The organism is Streptomyces sp. NPDC058257 (genome assembly GCF_042881845.1).
Classification (GTDB): Bacteria; Actinomycetota; Actinomycetes; order Streptomycetales; family Streptomycetaceae; genus Streptomyces.
On record NZ_JBHVXJ010000040.1, the window covers coordinates 16924 to 35366 of the forward strand.

Consider the following 18443-nt stretch of genomic DNA (forward strand, 5'->3'; position numbering starts at 1 on the left):
CCGCTCCTGGACGGGACCTGAACCCTCCGCACACCGACGTCGTCTTCCGAAGTCGGTCTCCTGAGGGATGTCCCGCGCGCGTGGCGGTGCTTGTCTTGAGCTGCCGCCTACGTGAGGAACGCCATGCCCGCTTCCGATGTGCCCGCCGCGCGCGAGGCTCTCGTGCGGCAGATGTACGCCGTCTTCAGTACCGAAGAGCGCGACGCGTTCATCCCCCGCTCCCTGGCACCGGACGTGGACTGGCCGAACCTCCTGGACAACACGCGCGCCCGCGGCATCCCGGCGGTCCGTGCCTACTGGGCGCGGCAGTTCGCGGTGATGCATCCGCTGGTGCACCTGGAGCGGCTGCGCCTCGACGACGACGGACGGCGCGTCGTGGCGACAGTGCGGCCCGGGCTGCGGGACGAGACGGGCGATCACTGGGCGCCGACGACGGTCGAGCACGTCTACACGTTTCGGGACGACGGCTTGGTCAGCCGGATGGACATAAGGCATCCGTAGCCCCACGCGTGCCCCACGCATGCCCCACAGAAGCCCTGGAAGCCCGCGAGAGCGCCTCAGAACAGCGGGAGCTGACCGGGGAAGTCCGGGACCACGTAACCGTCCAGGGCGGGCTGTGCGGCGCCCAGCAGGGCATGCCTGCGCGACCCCGGACAGGAGACGAGATCACCGCTGCCGCGCTGCCCCGGCGGATCATGGCGGGCGAACCGACCCCCGACGACGGCGATTTCACGACGGCACTCGGGACAGTTCCTGCGGCGCGAGGCCGTGGATGACGCTGACGACATGGACGACATGGCCTCAGCGTACGAAAAGACCCCCTCCGACTCGCGTTTCCGCAAGATCGGAGAGGGTCTCCTTCGTGTGGCGGCGCCAGGATTCGAACCTGGGAAGGCTGAGCCGGCAGATTTACAGTCTGCTCCCTTTGGCCGCTCGGGCACACCGCCTGGGTCGCTGCCTGGAATCGACCGTTTGGTGCGGGCGCTCCGTGGCAACGACGTAAACGATACCTGATGCACAGGGGTGCTTCGCCACCCGATTGATCAGTACCCGGCGCGGGTGCGGTGGCTAGGCTTTGCGGATGCGGCCAGGGACCGAAGGCCGTGCACCAGCTGAGTACGCAGACCCCGATACAAGGAGCCACAGGACATGGCCGACTCCAGTTTCGACATCGTCTCGAAGGTCGAGCGGCAGGAGGTCGACAACGCCCTCAACCAGGCCGCCAAGGAGATCTCGCAGCGCTACGACTTCAAGGGCACGGGTGCCTCGATCGCCTGGTCCGGCGAGAAGATCCTGATGGAGGCGAACGGCGAGGAGCGGGTCAAGGCGATCCTCGACATCTTCCAGTCCAAGCTGATCAAGCGCGGTATCTCGCTGAAGTCGCTGGACGCGGGTGAGCCGCAGTTGTCCGGCAAGGAGTACAAGATCTTCGCCTCGATCGAAGAGGGCATCTCCCAGGAGAACGCGAAGAAGGTCGCCAAGATCATCCGTGATGAGGGCCCGAAGGGCGTCAAGGCGCAGGTCCAGGGCGACGAGCTGCGCGTCAGCTCGAAGAGCCGCGACGACCTGCAGGCCGTGCAGGCGCTGGTCAAGGGGCAGGACTTCGACTTCGATGTGCAGTTCGCCAACTACCGGTAGTCGCCGGTGGGCGGTAGGCGGTAGGCGGTAGGACAGTAGGCGGTAGTCCGTAGTCGCCAGTTAGTACTGGTGATTCTCGTCGTACGACGCCGGAGGGCGGGCACCCGAATCGGGTGCCCGCCCTTGCTGCTGGCCGCAGATCGTGGGATTGGCGCCTGGAGCGGCGCGCGTGGCCTCAGCGGCGTGAGTGGCCGAAGAAGATGCGGTAGACGACGAGCAGGGCGAGTGAGCCGCCGATGGCCGCCACCCAGGTCGGGCCGTCGTAGAAGTCATTGGATATCGGGCGGTCGAGATAGCGGGCGGAGTACCAGCCGCCGATGAAGGCGCCCGCGATGCCGATGAGGGTCGTACCGATGAAGCCACCCGGGTCGCGGCCTGGCAGCAGGACCTTGGCGATGGCACCGGCGAGCAGCCCCAGAACGATCCAGCTGATGATGCCCATGCGGTGAACCTGCCCCTCTCTGTGCTGTCCTCCTGAAGGACGTCACGGGGGCGGGGTTCGGTTGCGGTGATCAGTCGGATGCGGTGTACGACACACGGGTGCGATGCCGTGGCATCGCACCCGGTACGCGCGCTAGCGCGCCGCGAACGGCTGGTCCGTGCGGACGATTTCGCGGCCGAGCGGCATCAACGACACCGGGATCAGCTTGAAGTTGGCGACGCCCAGCGGGATCCCGATGATCGTGACGCAGAGAAGGAAGCCGGTGACGACGTGGCCGATCGCGAGCCACCAGCCCGCGAGGATCAGCCACAGGACGTTGCCGACACAGGACGCCGCGCCCGCGTCGCGGCGCTCAACTGTCGTATAGCCGAAGGGCCACAGGGCATAGCGGCCTATCCGGAAGCTGGCGAGACCGAACGGGATACCGATGATCGTGATGCACAGGAGCACCCCCGCCAGGAGATAGGCGAGGAACATCCAGAAGCCGCACAGGACGAGCCATATGACGTTGAGAATTGTCTTCACTGGTGGCGACCTGCCATCTGCTCGAGCCGGGCAATGCGCTCCGCCATCGGCGGGTGCGTGGAGAACATCTTGGACATGCCCTGCCCCGGGCGGAAAGGGTTCGCAATCATCATGTGACTTGCCGTCTCGATGCGGGGCTCGGGCGGCAGCGGCAGCTGCTTCGTGCCCGCGTCGAGCTTACGCAGGGCGCTCGCGAGGGCCAGTGGGTCCCCCGTGAGCTGCGCGCCCGACGCGTCCGCCTCGTACTCCCTGGAGCGGCTGATCGCGAGTTGGATGACGGAGGCGGCAAGCGGGCCCAGGAGCATGATCAGGAGCATGCCGAAGATGCCGGGACCGTCGTTGTCGTTCGACCTGCCGACAGGGATGAGCCAGGCGAAGTTGACCAGGAACATGATCACCGAGGCGAGTGCGCCCGCGACCGACGAGATCAGGATGTCGCGGTTGTAGACATGGCTGAGCTCGTGGCCGATGACGCCCCGCAGCTCGCGCTCGTCCAGGAGGCGCAGGATGCCGTCGGTGCAGCACACCGCCGCGTTGCGCGGATTGCGGCCCGTCGCGAACGCGTTCGGTGCCTCGGTGGGCGAGATGTAGAGGCGGGGCATGGGCTGGCGGGCCTGGGTGGAGAGCTCCCGGACCATGCGGTACAGCGCGGGGGCCTCGAATTCGCTGACCGGGCGGGCGCGCATGGCACGCAGGGCGAGCTTGTCGCTGTTCCAGTACGCGTACGCGTTGGTGCCGAGCGCCACGAAAAGCGCGACGATCAAGCCCGTACGCCCGAAGAAACCGCCGATGACGAGAATGAGAGCGGACAGTCCCCCGAGGAGTACGGCGGTCTTCAGCCCGTTGGTCCGTCGGTGCACGGTACGCCCTCCTGTGGTGCGTGGGGGAACCCTCTGTCTGCTGGTGCTTCCACTCTTCAGTGGACCCTCCCGTACTGGTCAACGCCAGGCGGCAGGCACTAGTTCCCTTGTGCGCGCAGGAGCGGTGCAGGAGCGAATGGGCCGCTCGGGTGATGGCCGAGCGGCCCTCGCGGAGACGAGGCCGCGTCAGAAGAGGCCTGTGTCGGAGAACCTCAGAACGAGTTGCGGCGCTCCGGAGAGGGCGATGCCGAGGACCGCGGTCAGGGCGATGGCCGCCGTCAGGGGGGCCGGGACGCGGTGCTTGACCGGCTCGCCCTCGGGGGCGCGGAACAGCAGCGCGGTCCACTGGAGGTAGTAGAAGAGCGCGATGACCACGTTCGCGGCCATCACCACGGCGAGCCAGCCCAGGCCCGCGTCGACCGCCGCCGAGAAGACGGTGACCTTCGCGAAGAGGCCGATGATGCCCGGCGGCAGGCCCGCGAGGCAGAGCAGGAAGAAGCCGAGCACCAGGGCCGCGAGGGGGCTCCTGGCGTACAGGCCCCGGTAGTCGCTGACGCGGTTCAGGCGCTGGGTCCGGCCGACGAGGGCGGCGATGGCGAAGGCTCCGAGGTTCACGGCCGCGTACATGAGGGCGTAGGCGACGGTGGAGCCGACGGCCTTCTCGGCCTCCGCGGGGTTGTCGGCGTATCCGGCGGCGGCGATCGGCACGAGGAGGTATCCCGCCTGGCCCACCGAGGACCAGGCGAGCAGGCGTACCGCGCTGTACGCGCGCGTGGCCTGCTGGCGCAGCGCCGCCACGTTGCCCGCGGTCATGGTGAGGGCGGCGAGCACGGCGAGGGCCGGGCCCCACACGTCCGCGTACGAGGGGAAGGCGACGACGGTGACGAGGATCAGGCCGGTGAAGCCGACCGTCTTGCCTACTACGGAGAGATAGGCGGCGACCGGCAGCGGCGCGCCCACGTAGGTGTCGGGCACCCAGAAGTGGAAGGGCACGGCGGCCACCTTGAAGGCGAAGCCGACGAGGGTGAGGGCGACGCCGGCCTGGGCGAGCGTGTCCAGCTGCCCGTCGACGTGCCGGAGCTCGTCGGCGATCTCGGTGAGGTGCAGGGTGCCGGTCGCGGCGTACACGAAGCTGACGCCCATCAGCGTCACGGCGGTCGCGGTGACGGAGGAGAGGAAGAACTTCAGGGCCGCCTCGGAAGAACGCTTGTCGCCGTGCCTGAGGCCGACGAGGGCGAAGGCGGGCAGCGAGGCGACTTCGAGTGCGACGACGAGGGTCGCGAGGTCACGCGAGGCGGGCAGCAGCGCGGCACCCGCGGCGGAGGAGAGCAGCAGGAACCAGAACTCCCCTTCGGGGAGTTCCTTCTCCGTGCCGTTCGCGTCCTTGAGGGCGCTCATCGAGAGCAGTGCGGCCAGCAAGGCGCCGCCGAGTACGAGCAGTTGGATGACGAGCGTGAAGCGGTCCGCGGTGTAGCTGCAGGCGTTCGTGCTGCCGCCGGTCAGACAGAACGTCGAGCGGTCGTCGTTCAGGATCGGCAGCAGGGAGAGTGCGGCGACGGCGAGCCCCGCCACGGAGATCCAGCCGAGCAGCGCCTTCCTCTTGTCGCCCACGAAGAGGTCGGCGACGAGCACGAGGAGACCGACGACCGCCGCGACGGTGGGCGGAGCGATCGCGAGCCAGTCGACGGACTGGACGACACTGGCGGCGCTTTCGACGGCCACGGTCACGACTTGCCTCCTGAGAGGAGCTGCTGCACGGCCGGGTCGGTGAGGCCGAGCAGAGCGGCGGGCCAGAGTCCGGCGAGGACGGTGAGGGCGACGAGCGGGGTCCAGGCGGCGAACTCATAGCCCTGGACGTCGGCGAGCGCCGGGGAGTCGGTCTTGGCGGCGCCCTGGGGCATCGGGCCCATGCAGACGCGGCGTACGACGACGAGCATGTACGCGGCGGTGAGCAGGGTGCCGAAGGCGGCGATCGCCATGAAGGTGAGGAAGGCCGGGCGGCTGAGGTCGTCGGCGGGCTTGAACGCGCCGAACAGGGCGAGCATCTCGCCCCAGAACCCGGCGAGGCCCGGAAGACCGAGCGAGGCGACGGCGCCGAAGGCGAGGAGGCCGCCGAGGCGGGGTGCCTTGCCGTAGAGCGCGGCGCCCGATTCCTGCGCGAGGGTGTCGAGGTCGCTGGTGCCGGTGCGGTCCTTCAGCGCGCCGACGAGGAAGAACAGCAGGCCGGTGATGAGGCCGTGCGCGATGTTGGCGAACAGCGCGCCGTTCACACCGGTCGGGCTCATCGTCGAGATGCCGAGGAGCACGAAGCCCATGTGACCCACGGACGAGTACGCGATGAGGCGCTTGAGGTCGCCCTTCGCACCCTGCTTGGCGAGGGCGAGGCAGGCGAGCGAACCGTAGATGATCCCGACGACCGCGAAGGCCGCGAGATACGGCGCGAAGGTGTGCATCCCGTCGGGCGCGATCGGCAGCAGGATCCTGACGAATCCGTACGTTCCCATCTTCAGCAGCACACCGGCCAGCAGGACCGAGCCGACGGTGGGCGCGGCGGTGTGCGCGTCCGGCAGCCAGCTGTGCAGCGGCCACATCGGGGTCTTGACCGCGAGCCCGATCCCGATCGCCAGAACGGCGATGACCTGCACGGATGTGGTCAGGCCCCGGCCGTTGTCAGTGGCGAGTGCCACCATGTCGAATGTGCCGGACTTGAGGCCGATGAGGAGGAGGCCGAGCAGCATCACGACGGAGCCGAGCAGCGTGTAGAGGATGAACTTCCAAGCCGCTTGCGTGCGTTGGGCGCCGCCCCAGCGCGCGATGAGGAAGTACATCGGGATGAGGACCATCTCGAACGCCAGGAAGAACAGCAGCAGGTCGAGGACGGCGAAGGTCGCGAGGGTGCCGGACTCGAGCACGAGGATCAGTGCCACGAATGCCTTGGGAGACGGGCCCGACGGCATTTTGAAGTAGGAGTACAGCGCGCAGAGGAAGGTCAGGAGCGCGGTCAGGACCAGGAGGGGGAGCGAGATGCCGTCGATGCCGAGGTGGATGCGCACGTCGAGTGCGGGGATCCAGCTGATATCGGTCGTGGCCTGCATCTTTGACGGGTGGTCATGGTCGAAGCCGAGCGCGAGGACGATCGCGGCGATGAGGATCGCGCCGGTCACGGTCACACCGTGGCGCAGCACGGCCTGGTCGGGTGACTTCCCCTTCAGTCCGGGCGGAGCCGGGAGCAGGGCGGCCACGGCGCCGATGAGCGGCCCGACGACGATCAATGCGAGAAGGAACTGCATCACGGATTCGCTGATATCGATCACGGCTGCTCACGCTCCGACGGTGGCGACGAGGACGGCGGCGACAGCCAGGACGACGGTGCCTGCGAGCAGCGCGCTCAGGTAGGTCTGCACATTGCCGGTCTGCGCGCGGCGGACGGCCGCGCCGAGCCAGCGGGGTGCGGTGCCCGCGCCGCGTACGTACGTCTCGACGACCTCGCGGTCGAGGAACCGGACGAGGCGCGCGGCGGCCTGGACGGGGCGTACGAACAGGGCGGCGTAGACGGCGTCGAGGTGGAAGCCGACGGCGGCGTGCCGGTGCAGCGGGCCGAGCAGGAGGCGGCCGGGGTCGGCCGGGTCGTGGGCGGCGGCCACGTCTCCGTAGGCGGGGGCATGCGTGGCGATGGCCTCGGCTTCGACCAGGCCTCCGTCGGCTCCGGCTCCCGTGTCGGCGGCGACCGCGCCCATCGGGTGGCGCTCGGCGAGGGCCGTGGTGTGGCGCCACGCGCCGTATGTGACGAGCCCGCCGACGAGGGCGAATCCCGTGCCGAGGACGGAGGTGGTGAGGGTCGGGGTGAGCGAGTGGCCGTCGAACCATTTCGGCAGGACGCCGACGGTGAGGCCGAAGGCGAGTGAGGGCACGGCGAGCACCCAGAGCACGGCGGTCATCGCGACGGGCTGCCTGCCGTGGTCCGGGGCTTCGGGGCCCCTGCCGTTGAAGGCGAGCAGCCACAGACGCGTCGCGTAGGCGGCGGTGAGGAGGGCGGTCAGCAGGCCGGCGACCAGGACGATCCAGCCCGCCGCGGTGGGGGCGGTCTCGGAGTGTCCTGTGGCCGCGTGCTCGGCGGCGCCCAGGACGGCTTCCTTGGAGAAGAAGCCGCTGAAGGGCGGGATCGCGGCGAGCGCGAGGAGCGCCACGGTCATCGTCCAGAAGGCGTCGGGGACGCGGTCGCGCAGGCCCTTCATGCGGGACATCGCGGCGAGGGAGTTGGTGCCGGCGGCGTGGATGATCACGCCCGCGCCGAGGAAGAGGAGCGCCTTGAAGGCGCCGTGCGACAGGAGGTGGAAGACGGCGGCACCGCGGTCGCCGACGGCGAGGGCGCCGGTCAGGTAGCCGAGCTGGCCGATCGTCGAGTACGCGAGGACGCGCTTGATGTCGTCCTGGGCGAGCGCGGCGAGCGCCGAGCCGGCCATGGTGACGGCGGCCATGACGGCGAGGACGACCATCGCCGCCGCCGACACGGCGAAGACAGGGAGGAGCCGGGCCACGAAGTAGACACCGGCGGCGACCATCGTCGCGGCGTGGATGAGCGCGGAGACGGGGGTGGGGCCCGCCATCGCGTCGGGCAGCCAGGTGTGCAGCGGGAACTGCGCGGACTTGCCCGCCACACCGGCGAGGAGCAGCAGGGCGATCAGTGTCGGGTGGTCGAGGCCGCCGCCCGCGACCGTCGCGAGGACGGTCGTGATGCGGAACGACCCGGTGTCGACGGCGAGCGCGAACAGGCCGATCAGGAAGGGGACATCGCCGAGCTTGGTGACCAGGAAGGCCTTGAGGGAAGCGGCGCGGGCTTCGGGCGTCTCCCAGTAGTGGCCGACGAGGAAGTACGAGCAGATGCCCATGATCTCCCAGCCGACCAGGAGCACCATCAGGTCGCCGGAGTAGACGACGAGCAGCATCGCGGAGGTGAAGAGGGAGACGAGAGCGGCGTACGAGGGGTAGCGCGGGTCGTCGCGCAGGTAGCCCGTCGAGTAGATCTGCACGCAGGAGGCGACGACGCCGACCAGGACGGCGACGAGGGCGGCGAAGCCGTCGATGTGCAGGGCAAGTTCGATGGGGATCGAGCCGGTCGGGGTGAGCTCGGTGGCGGACTCGATGTCGGCGCCGCCGCCGTGGCGGGCCGCGACCAGGACGGCGATGACCAGCGCCGCCAGGGTGGGCAGCACCGCGAGGGGGCGTACGAGACCGGGGACGGTGCGGCCGAGCAGCAGACCGGCGACCGCGCCGAGGAACGGCAGGAGGGGGACGAGTACGGCGAGGGTGGTCGTGGTCACGCGGTGGCCTCAGCCTTCTGCGACTTCTGTGCCGGGTCGTCCGAGAGGGGTTCTTCGGCGGCCGTGCCCTCGGTGTCGTCATCGGGGTCGTCGGGGCCCTCGGCGGTGTCGCGGAGTTCGTCGACGGCGGAGGAGCCGCGGCTGCGGTAGACCGCCAGGACGATCGCGAGGCCGATGCCGATCTCCGCGGCGGCGATGGCGATGGTGAAGAGGGTCAGGGCCTGGCCGGAGTGGAGGGCGTCGCGGAGCCAGACGTCGAAGGCGACCAGGTTGAGGTTGACGGCGTTGAGCATCAGCTCGACGGACATCAGGACCAGGATCGCGTTGCGGCGGGCGAGTACTCCGTACAGGCCTACGCAGAAGAGGAGGGCGGCCAGGACGGCGGGATAGGCGAGGTGCATCAGCGCTGCTCCTTGTCGCTGGGGGCGTCGCTGGGGGCACCGGTCGTGCGGGGGTGGCCGGTTGTGCGGGGGTGGCCGGTCGTGCGGGGGTGGCCGGTCGTGCGGGGGTCGTCGGGGGTGTCGTTCAGGCGGGTCATACGGGCGTTCCTGCGGGAGAGGACGATCGCGCCGACCAGGGCGGCGAGGAGCAGGACCGAGAGGGCCTCGAACGGCAGCACCCAGTGCTGGAAGAGGAACTCTCCGGTCACGCCGGTGGAGCCCTGGGCCTCGTCGGCGGCGCGGTCGAGGTCGATCCAGGTCGTCCGGAAGGCGTCGACGACGACCCAGACCAGGGCGGCGGCCGCGAGGACGGCCACCGCGAGCGCGACCGGACGGTTGCCCGAATCGGCGTCCGGGGAACGGCCGATGGGGGCCCTGGTGAGCATCAGTCCGAACAGAAGGAGGACGACGACGGAGCCGACATAGATCAGTACCTGCACCCAGGCGATGAACTCGGCGGTGAGCAGGAGGTACTCGACGGCCAGGCCGCCGAGCGTCGCCACGAGCCACAGGGCGGCGTGCACCAGCTGCTTGGTGGTGACGGTGACGATCGCCGAGCCGAGGGTGACGAGGCCGACCAGGAGGAAGGCGATCTCGACTCCCGTCGGGGAGAGGAAGCCCTGAGGGGCGTTGGCTGCGAAAGTCACGCGTCTCCCTCCGGTCCGAACGGCGCTTCCTGTGCTGCTTCGGCCTCCTGGGCGGCCTGTGCTGCTTCGGTTTCCTGGGCCGCGGCCAGCTTCTCCGCCGTCTTGCGGGCGGTGACGATCTCCTTGGGGTCCTCGGCCGCGGGGTCCAGGGCCGGCGGGGCCGGGACCGTCCACATCCAGTCGCGAAGCTTGTCGCGTTCGTGGGTGAGTTCGTGGATGTCGGTCTCGGCGTACTCGAACTCCGGGGACCAGAACAGTGCGTCGAAGGGGCAGACCTCGATGCAGATGCCGCAGTACATGCAGAGGGAGAAGTCGATGGCGAAGCGGTCGAGGACGTTGCGGCTGCGTTCGCGACCGCCCTCGACGGCCGGCGGGACCGTCTCCTTGTGGGAGTCGATGTAGATGCACCAGTCCGGGCACTCCCGGGCGCAGAGCATGCAGACCGTGCAGTTCTCCTCGAAGAGCCCGATGACGCCGCGGGTGCGGGGCGGGAGTTCGGGCTGGTGCTCCGGGTACTGCTCGGTGACGGTCTTCTTCGTCATCGTGCGGAGGGTGACGGCGAGGCCCTTGGCCAGGCCGGACCCGGGGATCGGAGCCATCAGTTGATCGCCACCTTCACGATTCCGGTGAGCGCGATCTGCGCGAGGGCGAGCGGGACGAGGAGGGTCCAGGAGAGCTTCTGGAGCTGGTCCTCACGGAGACGGGGGTAGCTGACGCGTAGCCAGATCACGAGGAAGGCGAGCACCGCCGTCTTCAGAAGGGTCCAGACCCAGCCGAGGCCGTCGGCGCCCCAGGGACCGTGCCAGCCGCCGAGGAAGAGGACGGTGGTGAGACCGCAGAGGACGACGATTCCGGCGTACTCGGCGAGGAGGAAGAGGGCGAAGCGCAGGCCCGTGTACTCGGTGTACGCACCGAAGATGATCTCCGAGTCGGCGACCGGCATGTCGAAGGGCGGGCGCTGGAGTTCGGCGAGCCCGGCGACGAAGAAGACGAGGGCGCCGACGATCTGCCAGGGCAGCCACCACCACTCGAAGGCGTTGAGGATGCCGGGCAGTGACACCGTCCCGGCCGCCATCGCGACCGAGGCCGCGGCGAGCAGCATCGGGAGTTCGTACGCCAGGAGCTGGGCGGCGGTGCGCAGGCCGCCGAGGAGGGAGAACTTGTTGGCGCTCGCCCAGCCCGCCATGAGCGAGCCGAGCACACCGACGCCCATGACCGCGAGCACGAAGAAGATGCCCGCGTCGACGAGTTGGCCGACGGCGCCTTCGCTCGGGCCGATGGGGATGGCGACGAGGACCAGGAGGTAGGGCAGCAGGGCGACGGCGGGGGCGAGCTGGAAGATGCGGCGGTCGGCCTCCGCCGGTACGACGTCCTCCTTCTGCGCGAACTTGACTCCGTCGGCGACGAGCTGGGCCCAGCCGTGGAAGCCGCCCGCGTACATGGGGCCGAGGCGGCCCTGCATATGGGCCATCACCTTGTGCTCGGTCTGGCCGATCACCAGGGGCAGCACGAGGAAGACGGCGAAGACGATGAGGAGACGCAGGGCGACGTCGAGCGCGTCGGTCACTCCGTGCCTCCTTGGCGGTCTTCGCCGGTGGTGGTGTCGGGCTTGGCTGGGGCGGGCGCTTCGGTGGGGCCGGGCGCTTCGGCGGAGCCAGGCGCTTCGGCGGAGCCGGTTTCCGTGTCCTTGGCGTCCTCGGCGACCTTGGCGTCCCGGGCGGTCGCGACGTCCCGGGCGGTCGCGGCGTCCTCGGTCCGCTCGGGAGCAGCCGTAGGCGGCTCCTCCGGGGCGTCGAACGCCGGTCGGGCCTGGTGCCATGGGGCGTCGGAACTGGCCGCGGGCGACTTGGGATTCGGCTCGGGCGCAGGAGCGGCCTCAGGCTCGGGCTTCGGCGCGGACTTGGTCTCGGGTGCCGCAGCGGCCTCCGGCTTGGCTTCAGGCGCTGCGGCCGTCTCCGGCACAGGCTCGGCCTCGGGCGCTGCGGCCGACTCCGGCACAGGCTCGGCCTCAGGGGCCGGAGCAGCTCCCGCCGACGGCTCCGGCGTCGCCCGCTGCGAGGCCGATCCCTGGCTCACGCTGCGCGAGCGGCGCGGGGTCCGGGACTCCGGCTGCGCTGCCTCGGCCTGACCCGCGGCCTCAGCGGGACCCGCGACCTGAGCCTCAGCCGGACCCACAGCCTCAGCCGGACCCGCGGTCTGGCCCGGACCCGCAGCCTCAGCCGGACCCGCAGCCGCCGGTGCGGCGGCAGCCGCCTGGCTGGCCGAGCCCTCGCCCGCCGTGCGCGTACGGCGGGCCGGACGGTCGCCTGCCGCGCGGGCGGCGCCGCGGGCCGGGCGGGCCGGGGCCGCGGGGAGTTGGCCCTTCAGCGGGCCCCATTCGTTCGGGTCGGGTACGCCGGGAGGCAGCATCTGGCGGCGCTTGGGCCCGCCGTGCTCCGACTCCCCCGGCTCCTTCGCGCCGGGCCACGCCTTCGCGACCCGGGCCGCGAGGACGAAGTCCTTACGCAGCGGGTGGCCTTCGAAGGTGTCCGGGAGGAGCAGCGGCACCAGATGCGGGTGGCCTTCGAAGGCGATGCCGAACATCTCGTGCGTCTCGCGCTCGTGCCACGCCGCGCCCGCGTAGACGTCGACCGCGGTCGGCAGGGCAGGGGCGTCGTGCGGGACGGTCGTACGGATGAGGAGGCGGCGTACGGGAGAGAGGGCGACGACGTGGGCCGAGACGTAGAAGCCCGTGCCCGGTTCGTCGACGGCGCTCAGCCAGTCGAAATAGGTGCAGTTCAGGGCCGTGCGCGCGGTTTCCAGAGCCGCGATCCACGTGCTCGGCGGCACGTCGACCGTCAAGAGGTCGTACGACTCATCGGCCGTGGCCTCCGCGCCGAAGAGCTCCTCGACGGGGCTCGGCAGCCAGCCGGTCATGCCTTCTCCTCCCCCGTCGCGGCCCCGGACTCCGGTGTCGGCACCGGCGGCTTCACGAGTCCGCTCTGCAGCGCCGCCGTCGAAGGCCGACCGCCGTTGCCGTTGCCGTACCGCTCGGCCAGCGACTCCCGCGCGATCTTCTCCTGGAGCTTGAGGATGCCCTGGAGCAGTGCTTCGGGACGGGGCGGGCAGCCGGGTACGTACACGTCGACCGGGATGATCTGGTCGACGCCCTTGGTCACCGCGTACGAATCCCAGTACGGACCACCGCAGTTGGAGCAGGCGCCGAAGGAGATGACGTACTTCGGCTCGGGCATCTGCTCGTACAGGCGCTTCACGGCCGGGGCCATCTTGTCCGTGACCGTGCCGGAGACGACCATCAGGTCGGCCTGGCGCGGACCCGGCGCGAACGGGATCACGCCGAGCCGGATGAAGTCGTGCCGCGCCATGGAGGCGGCGATGAACTCGATGGCGCAGCAGGCGAGGCCGAAGTTGAAGACCCACAGCGAGTACCGGCGGCCCCAGTTGAGGACCACCTTCATCGGCTCGGGCGCGAGGCGGGACAGCACGCCGAGCTTCTGCGGCTCGGATGCGGGGAGCAGTGTCGGCTCGGGCAGGAGCACGGGCTCCGGGGTCACGTCCATGTCAGGACGCCCTTCTTGTATGCGTACAGCAGGCCCACGGTCAGGAAGCCGAGGAAGATGAACATCTCCACCAGCGTCGTCGCACCGTAGCCGGGCGCGGCGAAAACCGTCGCCCACGGAAAGAGGAAGATCGAGTCGACGGCGAAGATGACATAGAGGAACGCGTAGACGTAGTAGCGGACCTGGGTGTGTGCCCAGCCGTCGCCGACCGGGTCGACGCCGCACTCGTACGTCAGGAGCTTCTCGGGTGTCGGTACGACGGGCCTGAGCAGCCGCCCCGCGCCGAAGGCGACACCGACGAACAGCACGCCGACGACGGCGAGCAGTCCGACGACGGAGTACGACTGGTAGTAGCTCGCCGCGATATTCGTCACGTGCACGTCAGCCCCTCACTCCCTGACACTCATCGCTGATCACTCATCGCTGATCGCTGATCTTGATGGCTGATCTTGATAGCTGATCGGTGATCGCTGTTCGACGATCTGTACGCACGGGAGTCTAGGGCCTGCTAAAGACGGGGTAAGCAGAGCGTCACGCATCGGCAAGGACTGATCGCTCGTGACGTGGCGCCGACGGGTGGGCACCAACACGGGTGGGCGCCAAAGGGTGGGCGCCCACAGACGGGCGCAGGCGGGTGGGGTTATCCCCCGGGTGTCCGGGCGGCCCTCCTCATGGCGCCGCGGCGGCGGGCCGTGCACCCTAGCGCGTATGACCGCACGCGCCATGTCCTCATCCACGTCCCCGCCGCCCGCGCGCTTCGCGGCGTACGACCGGCAGACCTGGAAGGAGATCGCGCACCTCCTCGCCAACCTCCCGCTGGGCGTGGCCGGTTTCGTCTACGCGGTCGTCACGATCGCGGCCGGCGGCGGTCTCGCCGTGACGGTCATCGGCCTGCCGCTGCTCGCGGGCGCGCTGCTCGGCGCACGGCTCCTCGGCAAGATGGAGCGGGCCCGGGCACGGGCACTCCTCGGGCTGCGGATCGACGAGCCGAGCCCGATGCCGAAGCTGCGCAAGCACGGATTCTTCAGCTGGCTGCGGTCGAGTCTGAGGGACCCGGTCGGCTGGCGCACGATGCTGTACTCGTTCATGCGGCTGCCCTGGGGAGTGGTGACGTTCACCGTCACCCTGACGGGGCTCTTCGTGTTCTGGCCCGTGCTTCCCTACGTCGTGCGCGGCCTGACCAACGCCGACCGTGCGATGGTGCGCGGACTGCTCTCGCCCTCCGACGAACTGGAGCGGCGCATCGTCGAGTTGGAGTCGGACCGCGGGGTCGTCGTCGACACGGCCGCGGCCGACCTGCGCCGCATCGAGCGCGACCTGCACGACGGGGCGCAGGCCCGCCTGGTCGCGCTCGCCATGGGGCTCGGTCTGGCCAAGGAGAAGCTCCTTGAGGGCCAGGCCGACGACACGGTGGCGGCGATGGTCGACGAGGCGCACGGCGAGGTGAAGCTCGCCCTCCAGGAACTGCGCGACCTCGCCCGCGGCATCCACCCCGCGGTCCTGACCGACCGCGGCCTGGACGCGGCCCTTTCCTCGCTCGCCGCCCGGTGCACGGTCCCGGTGAAGGTGACGGCCGATCTGCCGACGCGTCCGGCCGCCGCGATCGAGGGCAGCGCGTACTTCACCGTCTCCGAACTGCTGCAGAACGTCAGCAAGCACAGCGGGGCGCGTTCGGCGTCCGTGGAGGTGTGGCGTGCCGACCAGCGGCTACTCATCCAGGTGCGGGACGACGGCCGGGGCGGCGCCAGTCTGGACGGGGGCACGGGCATGGCGGGCCTCGCGGACCGGCTCGGCGCGGTCGACGGCCTGTTCGTGATCGAGTCGCCGGAGGGCGGACCCACGACGATCACGGCGGAACTGCCGTGGCGGGACAGGGACCGGGACCGGGACCGGGACAGGGACAGGGACAGGGGCAAGGATGCCCGGGGGTAGGGACCCGCGATGCCGGGGGTAGGGAAAACCCCCGGTCGAAGACACCTACGCACCACATGGTCCGGATCAGCCGCGCACGGGAGTCTGGAGATACGACGCCGGAGCACCACGGAACGGAACGCGACGTCGAGACAGCAGACGACCGAGCAGCCGAGCGGCCCGAGCAGATCCAGCAGATCCAGCAGATCCAGCAGCCGGAGCAGCCCGAGCGGCCCGAGCAGATCCAGTAGAAACGGAACGACACCGATGGCCACGGAGTACGGACAGGAGTACGGGCGCATGAACCGTTCGGAGTTCCGGGGATCCGACCTCGATGAGCGGCAGCCGCGTATCCCCGCCGGGCTGCGCGCGCCGATCGAGGCCCGCGCCTGGAAAGAGTTCGGCTATGTGCTCCTGAGCCTGCCGATCAGCATCGTGACGTTCACGTTCGCGGTCACGATGCTGTCGCTCGGCGCCGGGCTGTTGATCACGTTCATCGGCATCCCGGTACTCGCAGCCGGGCTCGCCGCCTGCCGTGGGCTCGGCTCGCTAGAGCGGGTGCGGGCGCGGGCGCTGCTCGACGTGGAGGTGGCGAACCCGGAGCCGCTGCGGCCGAGCGGCGGCGGCATGATGGTGTGGATCGGCGCCGTGCTCAAGAGCGGCGTCTCCTGGCGGCACGTCCTCTACTCCCTGCTCCACATGCCGTGGGCGGTCTTCTCCTTCGGCGTGTCGGTGATCTTCTGGACGTACGGCTGGGCGATGCTCACGTACCCGCTGTGGCAGTGGCTCTTCCCTGTCTACGGCGGCCAGGACGGGATCCAGCTCTACGGCGACGACGGGCACCGCGTCCTCATCGACAACCCCTTCGAGATCGGCGTCACCGCCCTCACCGGCCTGCTGGTCACGCTCGCCACCCCCTGGATCATCCGGGCCCTGACCACCGTCGACCGCGTCATGGTCGTCGGGCTGCTCGGCCCCTCCAGCCTGGCGACGCGCGTCGTCGAGCTGGAGTCGGACCGCGGGGTCGTCGTCGACACGGCCGCGGCCGACCTGCGCCGCATCGAGCGCGACCTGCACGACGGGGCGCAGGCCCGCCTGGTCGCGCTCGCCATGGACCTGGGTCTGGCCAAGGAGAAGCTGACGGAGGACCCCCAGGCCGCGGCCCGCATGGTGGACGAGGCGCACGGCGAGGTGAAGGTCGCCCTCCAGGAGCTGCGCGACCTGGCCCGCGGCATCCACCCCGCGGTCCTGACCGACCGCGGCCTGGACGCGGCGCTCTCCTCGCTCGCCGCCCGGTGCACGGTCCCGATCCAGGTCGAGGTGGATCTGCCCGCGCGTCCCGCCGCCGCGATCGAGGGCATCGCGTACTTCACCGTCTCCGAGCTGCTGCAGAACATCAGCAAGCACGCGCGGGCGTCCCGTGGCTCGGTCGACGTCTGGCAGGTCGAGAACCGGCTGATGCTTCAGGTCTCCGACAACGGCGCGGGGGGCGCGGACGTGACCGGCGGCTCCGGTCTCGCGGGGCTCGCCGAGCGGCTCGACGCGGTCGACGGGATTCTGGTCGTGGATTCGCCCGCGGGCGGACCGACGACCGTGACGGCGGAGCTGCCCTGGCGGGCGTGACAGCGGAGCCGCCCTGGCGGACGTGACGGCACAGCCGCCCTGGCGGACGTGACGGCACAGCCGCCCTGGCGGGCGTGACGGCAGAACCCACCCCGCCGCTCACCCGCCCGGTAGTCCGCCCCGCACCCCCACCCGGTAGTCCGCCCCGCTCCCCACCCGGTAGCCCGCAGCGAGGGGAAGCCGGGTGGGTTCTGCCGTGCCGGTCTGTCCACGCACGCGGTAACGCCCCTCAGTACGGGCGATACTGAGGTGTCGGGTGACAAACAGAATCGAATATGCCGGGGGGCCGTGAACGTGGAGGACAAAGTGCGGGTCGTCATCGCCGAGGATTCAGTGCTGCTGAGGGAGGGCCTGACCCGTCTGCTGACCGACCGGGGGCACGACGTCGTCGCGGGGGTGGGCGACGCGGACCAGCTGATCAAGACGATCAACGAACTCTCCGCCACGAGTGCGCTGCCCGATGTGGTCGTCGCCGACGTGCGGATGCCGCCGACGCACACGGACGAGGGAGTGCGGGCCGCGGTGCATCTGCGCCACCAGTTCCCCGGCCTCGGGGTGCTCGTCCTCTCGCAGTACGTCGAGGAGCAGTACGCCACCGAGCTGCTCGCCGGGTCCAGCCGTGGCGTCGGCTATCTGCTCAAGGACCGCGTCGCAGAGGTGCGCGAGTTCGTGGACGCCGTGGTGCGCGTCGCGCAGGGCGGCACCGCGCTCGACCCGGAGGTCGTGGCGCAGCTGCTCGGCCGTAGCCGCAAACAGGATGTCCTCGCGGGGCTTACTCCGCGCGAACGCGAGGTACTCGGTCTGATGGCCGAGGGGCGGACCAACTCCGCGGTCGCCCGGCAGTTGGTGGTGAGCGACGGCGCCGTCGAGAAGCACGTCAGCAACATCTTCCTGAAGCTGGGGCTCTCCCAGAGTGACGGGGATCACCGGCGCGTTCTGGCGGTTCTCACCTACCTGAATTCATAGCGATCTGACACCCTGTCAGCGATTTGACGCGCTTGAGCATTGCCTGAAGGCGCTTGAGCGTCACCACAGGCAGCGACAGGCAGCGGCACCACCATGAGTACACAGGAGTACACAGGAGCACGGAGAGCGGCCCTAGAACCAAAGGATGAGCGGGGGCGTCTTCCATGACGGGTCGGGGGGCGAGGCACACCATGACAAAACGGGGCAACAATGCGTCTCAAAAACGCGTCCGTCATGCGATCTACCACAGGTAGGTGACCCTTACCGACGTAGGGTGGACTTTGGGAAGGCCGGTCGCCCAGCCCTTCCCGCTCAGCCGCCCGAGGGAGGTCCAGTTCAGTGACCAGCCAGGTCAGTAGCACAGCCGAGCAGGCCGATGGGACAGTAGTCGGAGAGCAGCGCAAGCCTGCTGGTGAGAAGGATGTACGCCGTCTGGATCGGGTGATCATCCGTTTTGCGGGTGACTCGGGTGATGGTATGCAGCTCACTGGTGACCGGTTTACTTCGGAG

20 protein-coding genes and 1 tRNA gene are annotated in these 18443 nt (G+C 69.9%); 6 read left to right on the forward strand and 15 right to left on the reverse strand.

What is annotated here, in order from left to right:
- The first annotated feature begins 123 nt into the window (after positions 1-123).
- Positions 124-501 (forward strand): nuclear transport factor 2 family protein, encoded by a 378-nt coding sequence (locus tag ACFVXC_RS41885; RefSeq protein ID WP_389917012.1) that lies wholly within the window; start codon positions 124-126, stop codon positions 499-501.
- Between the two features lie 56 nt (positions 502-557).
- Here the strand turns inward: ACFVXC_RS41885 and ACFVXC_RS41890 are convergent, their stop codons facing one another.
- Both ACFVXC_RS41890 and ACFVXC_RS41895 read right to left on the reverse strand, forming a co-directional pair.
- Positions 558-797, reverse strand: coding sequence for a hypothetical protein (locus tag ACFVXC_RS41890; protein WP_389917014.1), 240 nt, complete (start codon positions 795-797; stop codon positions 558-560).
- Between the two features lie 68 nt (positions 798-865).
- Positions 866-947 (reverse strand) — tRNA-Tyr (locus ACFVXC_RS41895).
- A 202-nt stretch (positions 948-1149) separates the two neighbouring features.
- Between ACFVXC_RS41895 and ACFVXC_RS41900 the strand changes: the two genes are divergently transcribed.
- Complete coding sequence (locus ACFVXC_RS41900) at positions 1150-1638, forward strand: YajQ family cyclic di-GMP-binding protein (RefSeq protein WP_383276979.1); 489 nt, start codon at positions 1150-1152, stop codon at positions 1636-1638.
- A 175-nt stretch (positions 1639-1813) separates the two neighbouring features.
- Here the strand turns inward: ACFVXC_RS41900 and ACFVXC_RS41905 are convergent, their stop codons facing one another.
- The 13 genes from ACFVXC_RS41905 to ACFVXC_RS41965 form a co-directional block, all read right to left on the reverse strand.
- On the reverse strand, positions 1814-2080 hold the full coding sequence (locus ACFVXC_RS41905) for a GlsB/YeaQ/YmgE family stress response membrane protein (RefSeq protein WP_389917016.1): 267 nt from the start codon (positions 2078-2080) through the stop codon (positions 1814-1816).
- A 132-nt stretch (positions 2081-2212) separates the two neighbouring features.
- Positions 2213-2605, reverse strand: a complete 393-nt coding sequence (locus ACFVXC_RS41910) for a YccF domain-containing protein (protein WP_389917017.1) — start codon at positions 2603-2605, stop codon at positions 2213-2215.
- Positions 2602-3465: a zinc metalloprotease HtpX gene (htpX, locus tag ACFVXC_RS41915; RefSeq protein WP_389917018.1), complete on the reverse strand. Its 864-nt coding sequence runs from the start codon at positions 3463-3465 to the stop codon at positions 2602-2604. Before htpX ends, ACFVXC_RS41910 begins: the two co-directional genes overlap by 4 nt.
- A 186-nt stretch (positions 3466-3651) precedes the next feature.
- Positions 3652-5193, reverse strand: coding sequence for an NADH-quinone oxidoreductase subunit N (locus tag ACFVXC_RS41920; protein ID WP_389917019.1), 1542 nt, complete (start codon positions 5191-5193; stop codon positions 3652-3654).
- Positions 5190-6779: an NADH-quinone oxidoreductase subunit M gene (locus ACFVXC_RS41925; protein WP_389917021.1), complete on the reverse strand. Its 1590-nt coding sequence runs from the start codon at positions 6777-6779 to the stop codon at positions 5190-5192. Before ACFVXC_RS41925 ends, ACFVXC_RS41920 begins: the two co-directional genes overlap by 4 nt.
- A gap of 6 nt (positions 6780-6785) precedes the next feature.
- Positions 6786-8786, reverse strand: coding sequence for an NADH-quinone oxidoreductase subunit L (locus ACFVXC_RS41930; RefSeq protein WP_389917022.1), 2001 nt, complete (start codon positions 8784-8786; stop codon positions 6786-6788).
- The gene (gene nuoK, locus ACFVXC_RS41935) at positions 8783-9187 is read right to left on the reverse strand and encodes an NADH-quinone oxidoreductase subunit NuoK (RefSeq protein ID WP_389917024.1); all 405 of its coding nucleotides are present in this window, start codon (positions 9185-9187) and stop codon (positions 8783-8785) included. Before nuoK ends, ACFVXC_RS41930 begins: the two co-directional genes overlap by 4 nt.
- Positions 9187-9873 carry an NADH-quinone oxidoreductase subunit J gene (locus tag ACFVXC_RS41940; protein WP_389917026.1) on the reverse strand — a complete coding sequence of 229 codons (687 nt, stop codon included), beginning with the start codon at positions 9871-9873 and terminating at the stop codon, positions 9187-9189. The genes nuoK and ACFVXC_RS41940 overlap by 1 nt, the downstream gene beginning before the upstream one ends.
- The gene (locus ACFVXC_RS41945; protein WP_389917028.1) at positions 9870-10472 is read right to left on the reverse strand and encodes a NuoI/complex I 23 kDa subunit family protein; all 603 of its coding nucleotides are present in this window, start codon (positions 10470-10472) and stop codon (positions 9870-9872) included. The genes ACFVXC_RS41940 and ACFVXC_RS41945 overlap by 4 nt, the downstream gene beginning before the upstream one ends.
- Complete coding sequence (locus tag ACFVXC_RS41950; protein ID WP_160506617.1) at positions 10472-11440, reverse strand: complex I subunit 1 family protein; 969 nt, start codon at positions 11438-11440, stop codon at positions 10472-10474. The genes ACFVXC_RS41945 and ACFVXC_RS41950 overlap by 1 nt, the downstream gene beginning before the upstream one ends.
- Positions 11437-12789, reverse strand: coding sequence for an NADH-quinone oxidoreductase subunit C (locus tag ACFVXC_RS41955; RefSeq protein ID WP_389917030.1), 1353 nt, complete (start codon positions 12787-12789; stop codon positions 11437-11439). The genes ACFVXC_RS41950 and ACFVXC_RS41955 overlap by 4 nt, the downstream gene beginning before the upstream one ends.
- Positions 12786-13433, reverse strand: a complete 648-nt coding sequence (locus ACFVXC_RS41960) for an NADH-quinone oxidoreductase subunit B (RefSeq protein ID WP_389917032.1) — start codon at positions 13431-13433, stop codon at positions 12786-12788. Before ACFVXC_RS41960 ends, ACFVXC_RS41955 begins: the two co-directional genes overlap by 4 nt.
- Positions 13424-13813, reverse strand: a complete 390-nt coding sequence (locus tag ACFVXC_RS41965; protein WP_389917034.1) for an NADH-quinone oxidoreductase subunit A — start codon at positions 13811-13813, stop codon at positions 13424-13426. Before ACFVXC_RS41965 ends, ACFVXC_RS41960 begins: the two co-directional genes overlap by 10 nt.
- Before the next feature lie 328 nt (positions 13814-14141).
- Between ACFVXC_RS41965 and ACFVXC_RS41970 the strand changes: the two genes are divergently transcribed.
- The 4 genes from ACFVXC_RS41970 to ACFVXC_RS41985 all read left to right on the forward strand — a co-directional run bounded on the left by ACFVXC_RS41970 (position 14142) and on the right by ACFVXC_RS41985 (position 17933).
- On the forward strand, positions 14142-15365 hold the full coding sequence (locus ACFVXC_RS41970) for a sensor histidine kinase (RefSeq protein ID WP_389917036.1): 1224 nt from the start codon (positions 14142-14144) through the stop codon (positions 15363-15365).
- Between the two features lie 56 nt (positions 15366-15421).
- Positions 15422-15595, forward strand: a complete 174-nt coding sequence (locus tag ACFVXC_RS41975; RefSeq protein WP_389917038.1) for a hypothetical protein — start codon at positions 15422-15424, stop codon at positions 15593-15595.
- A gap of 16 nt (positions 15596-15611) precedes the next feature.
- A complete protein-coding gene (locus ACFVXC_RS41980) occupies positions 15612-16967 on the forward strand; it encodes a sensor histidine kinase (RefSeq protein ID WP_389917040.1) in 1356 nt (451 codons plus the stop codon).
- Between the two features lie 306 nt (positions 16968-17273).
- The gene (locus tag ACFVXC_RS41985) at positions 17274-17933 is read left to right on the forward strand and encodes a LuxR C-terminal-related transcriptional regulator (RefSeq protein WP_389917042.1); all 660 of its coding nucleotides are present in this window, start codon (positions 17274-17276) and stop codon (positions 17931-17933) included.
- Positions 17934-18443 lie beyond the last annotated feature (510 nt).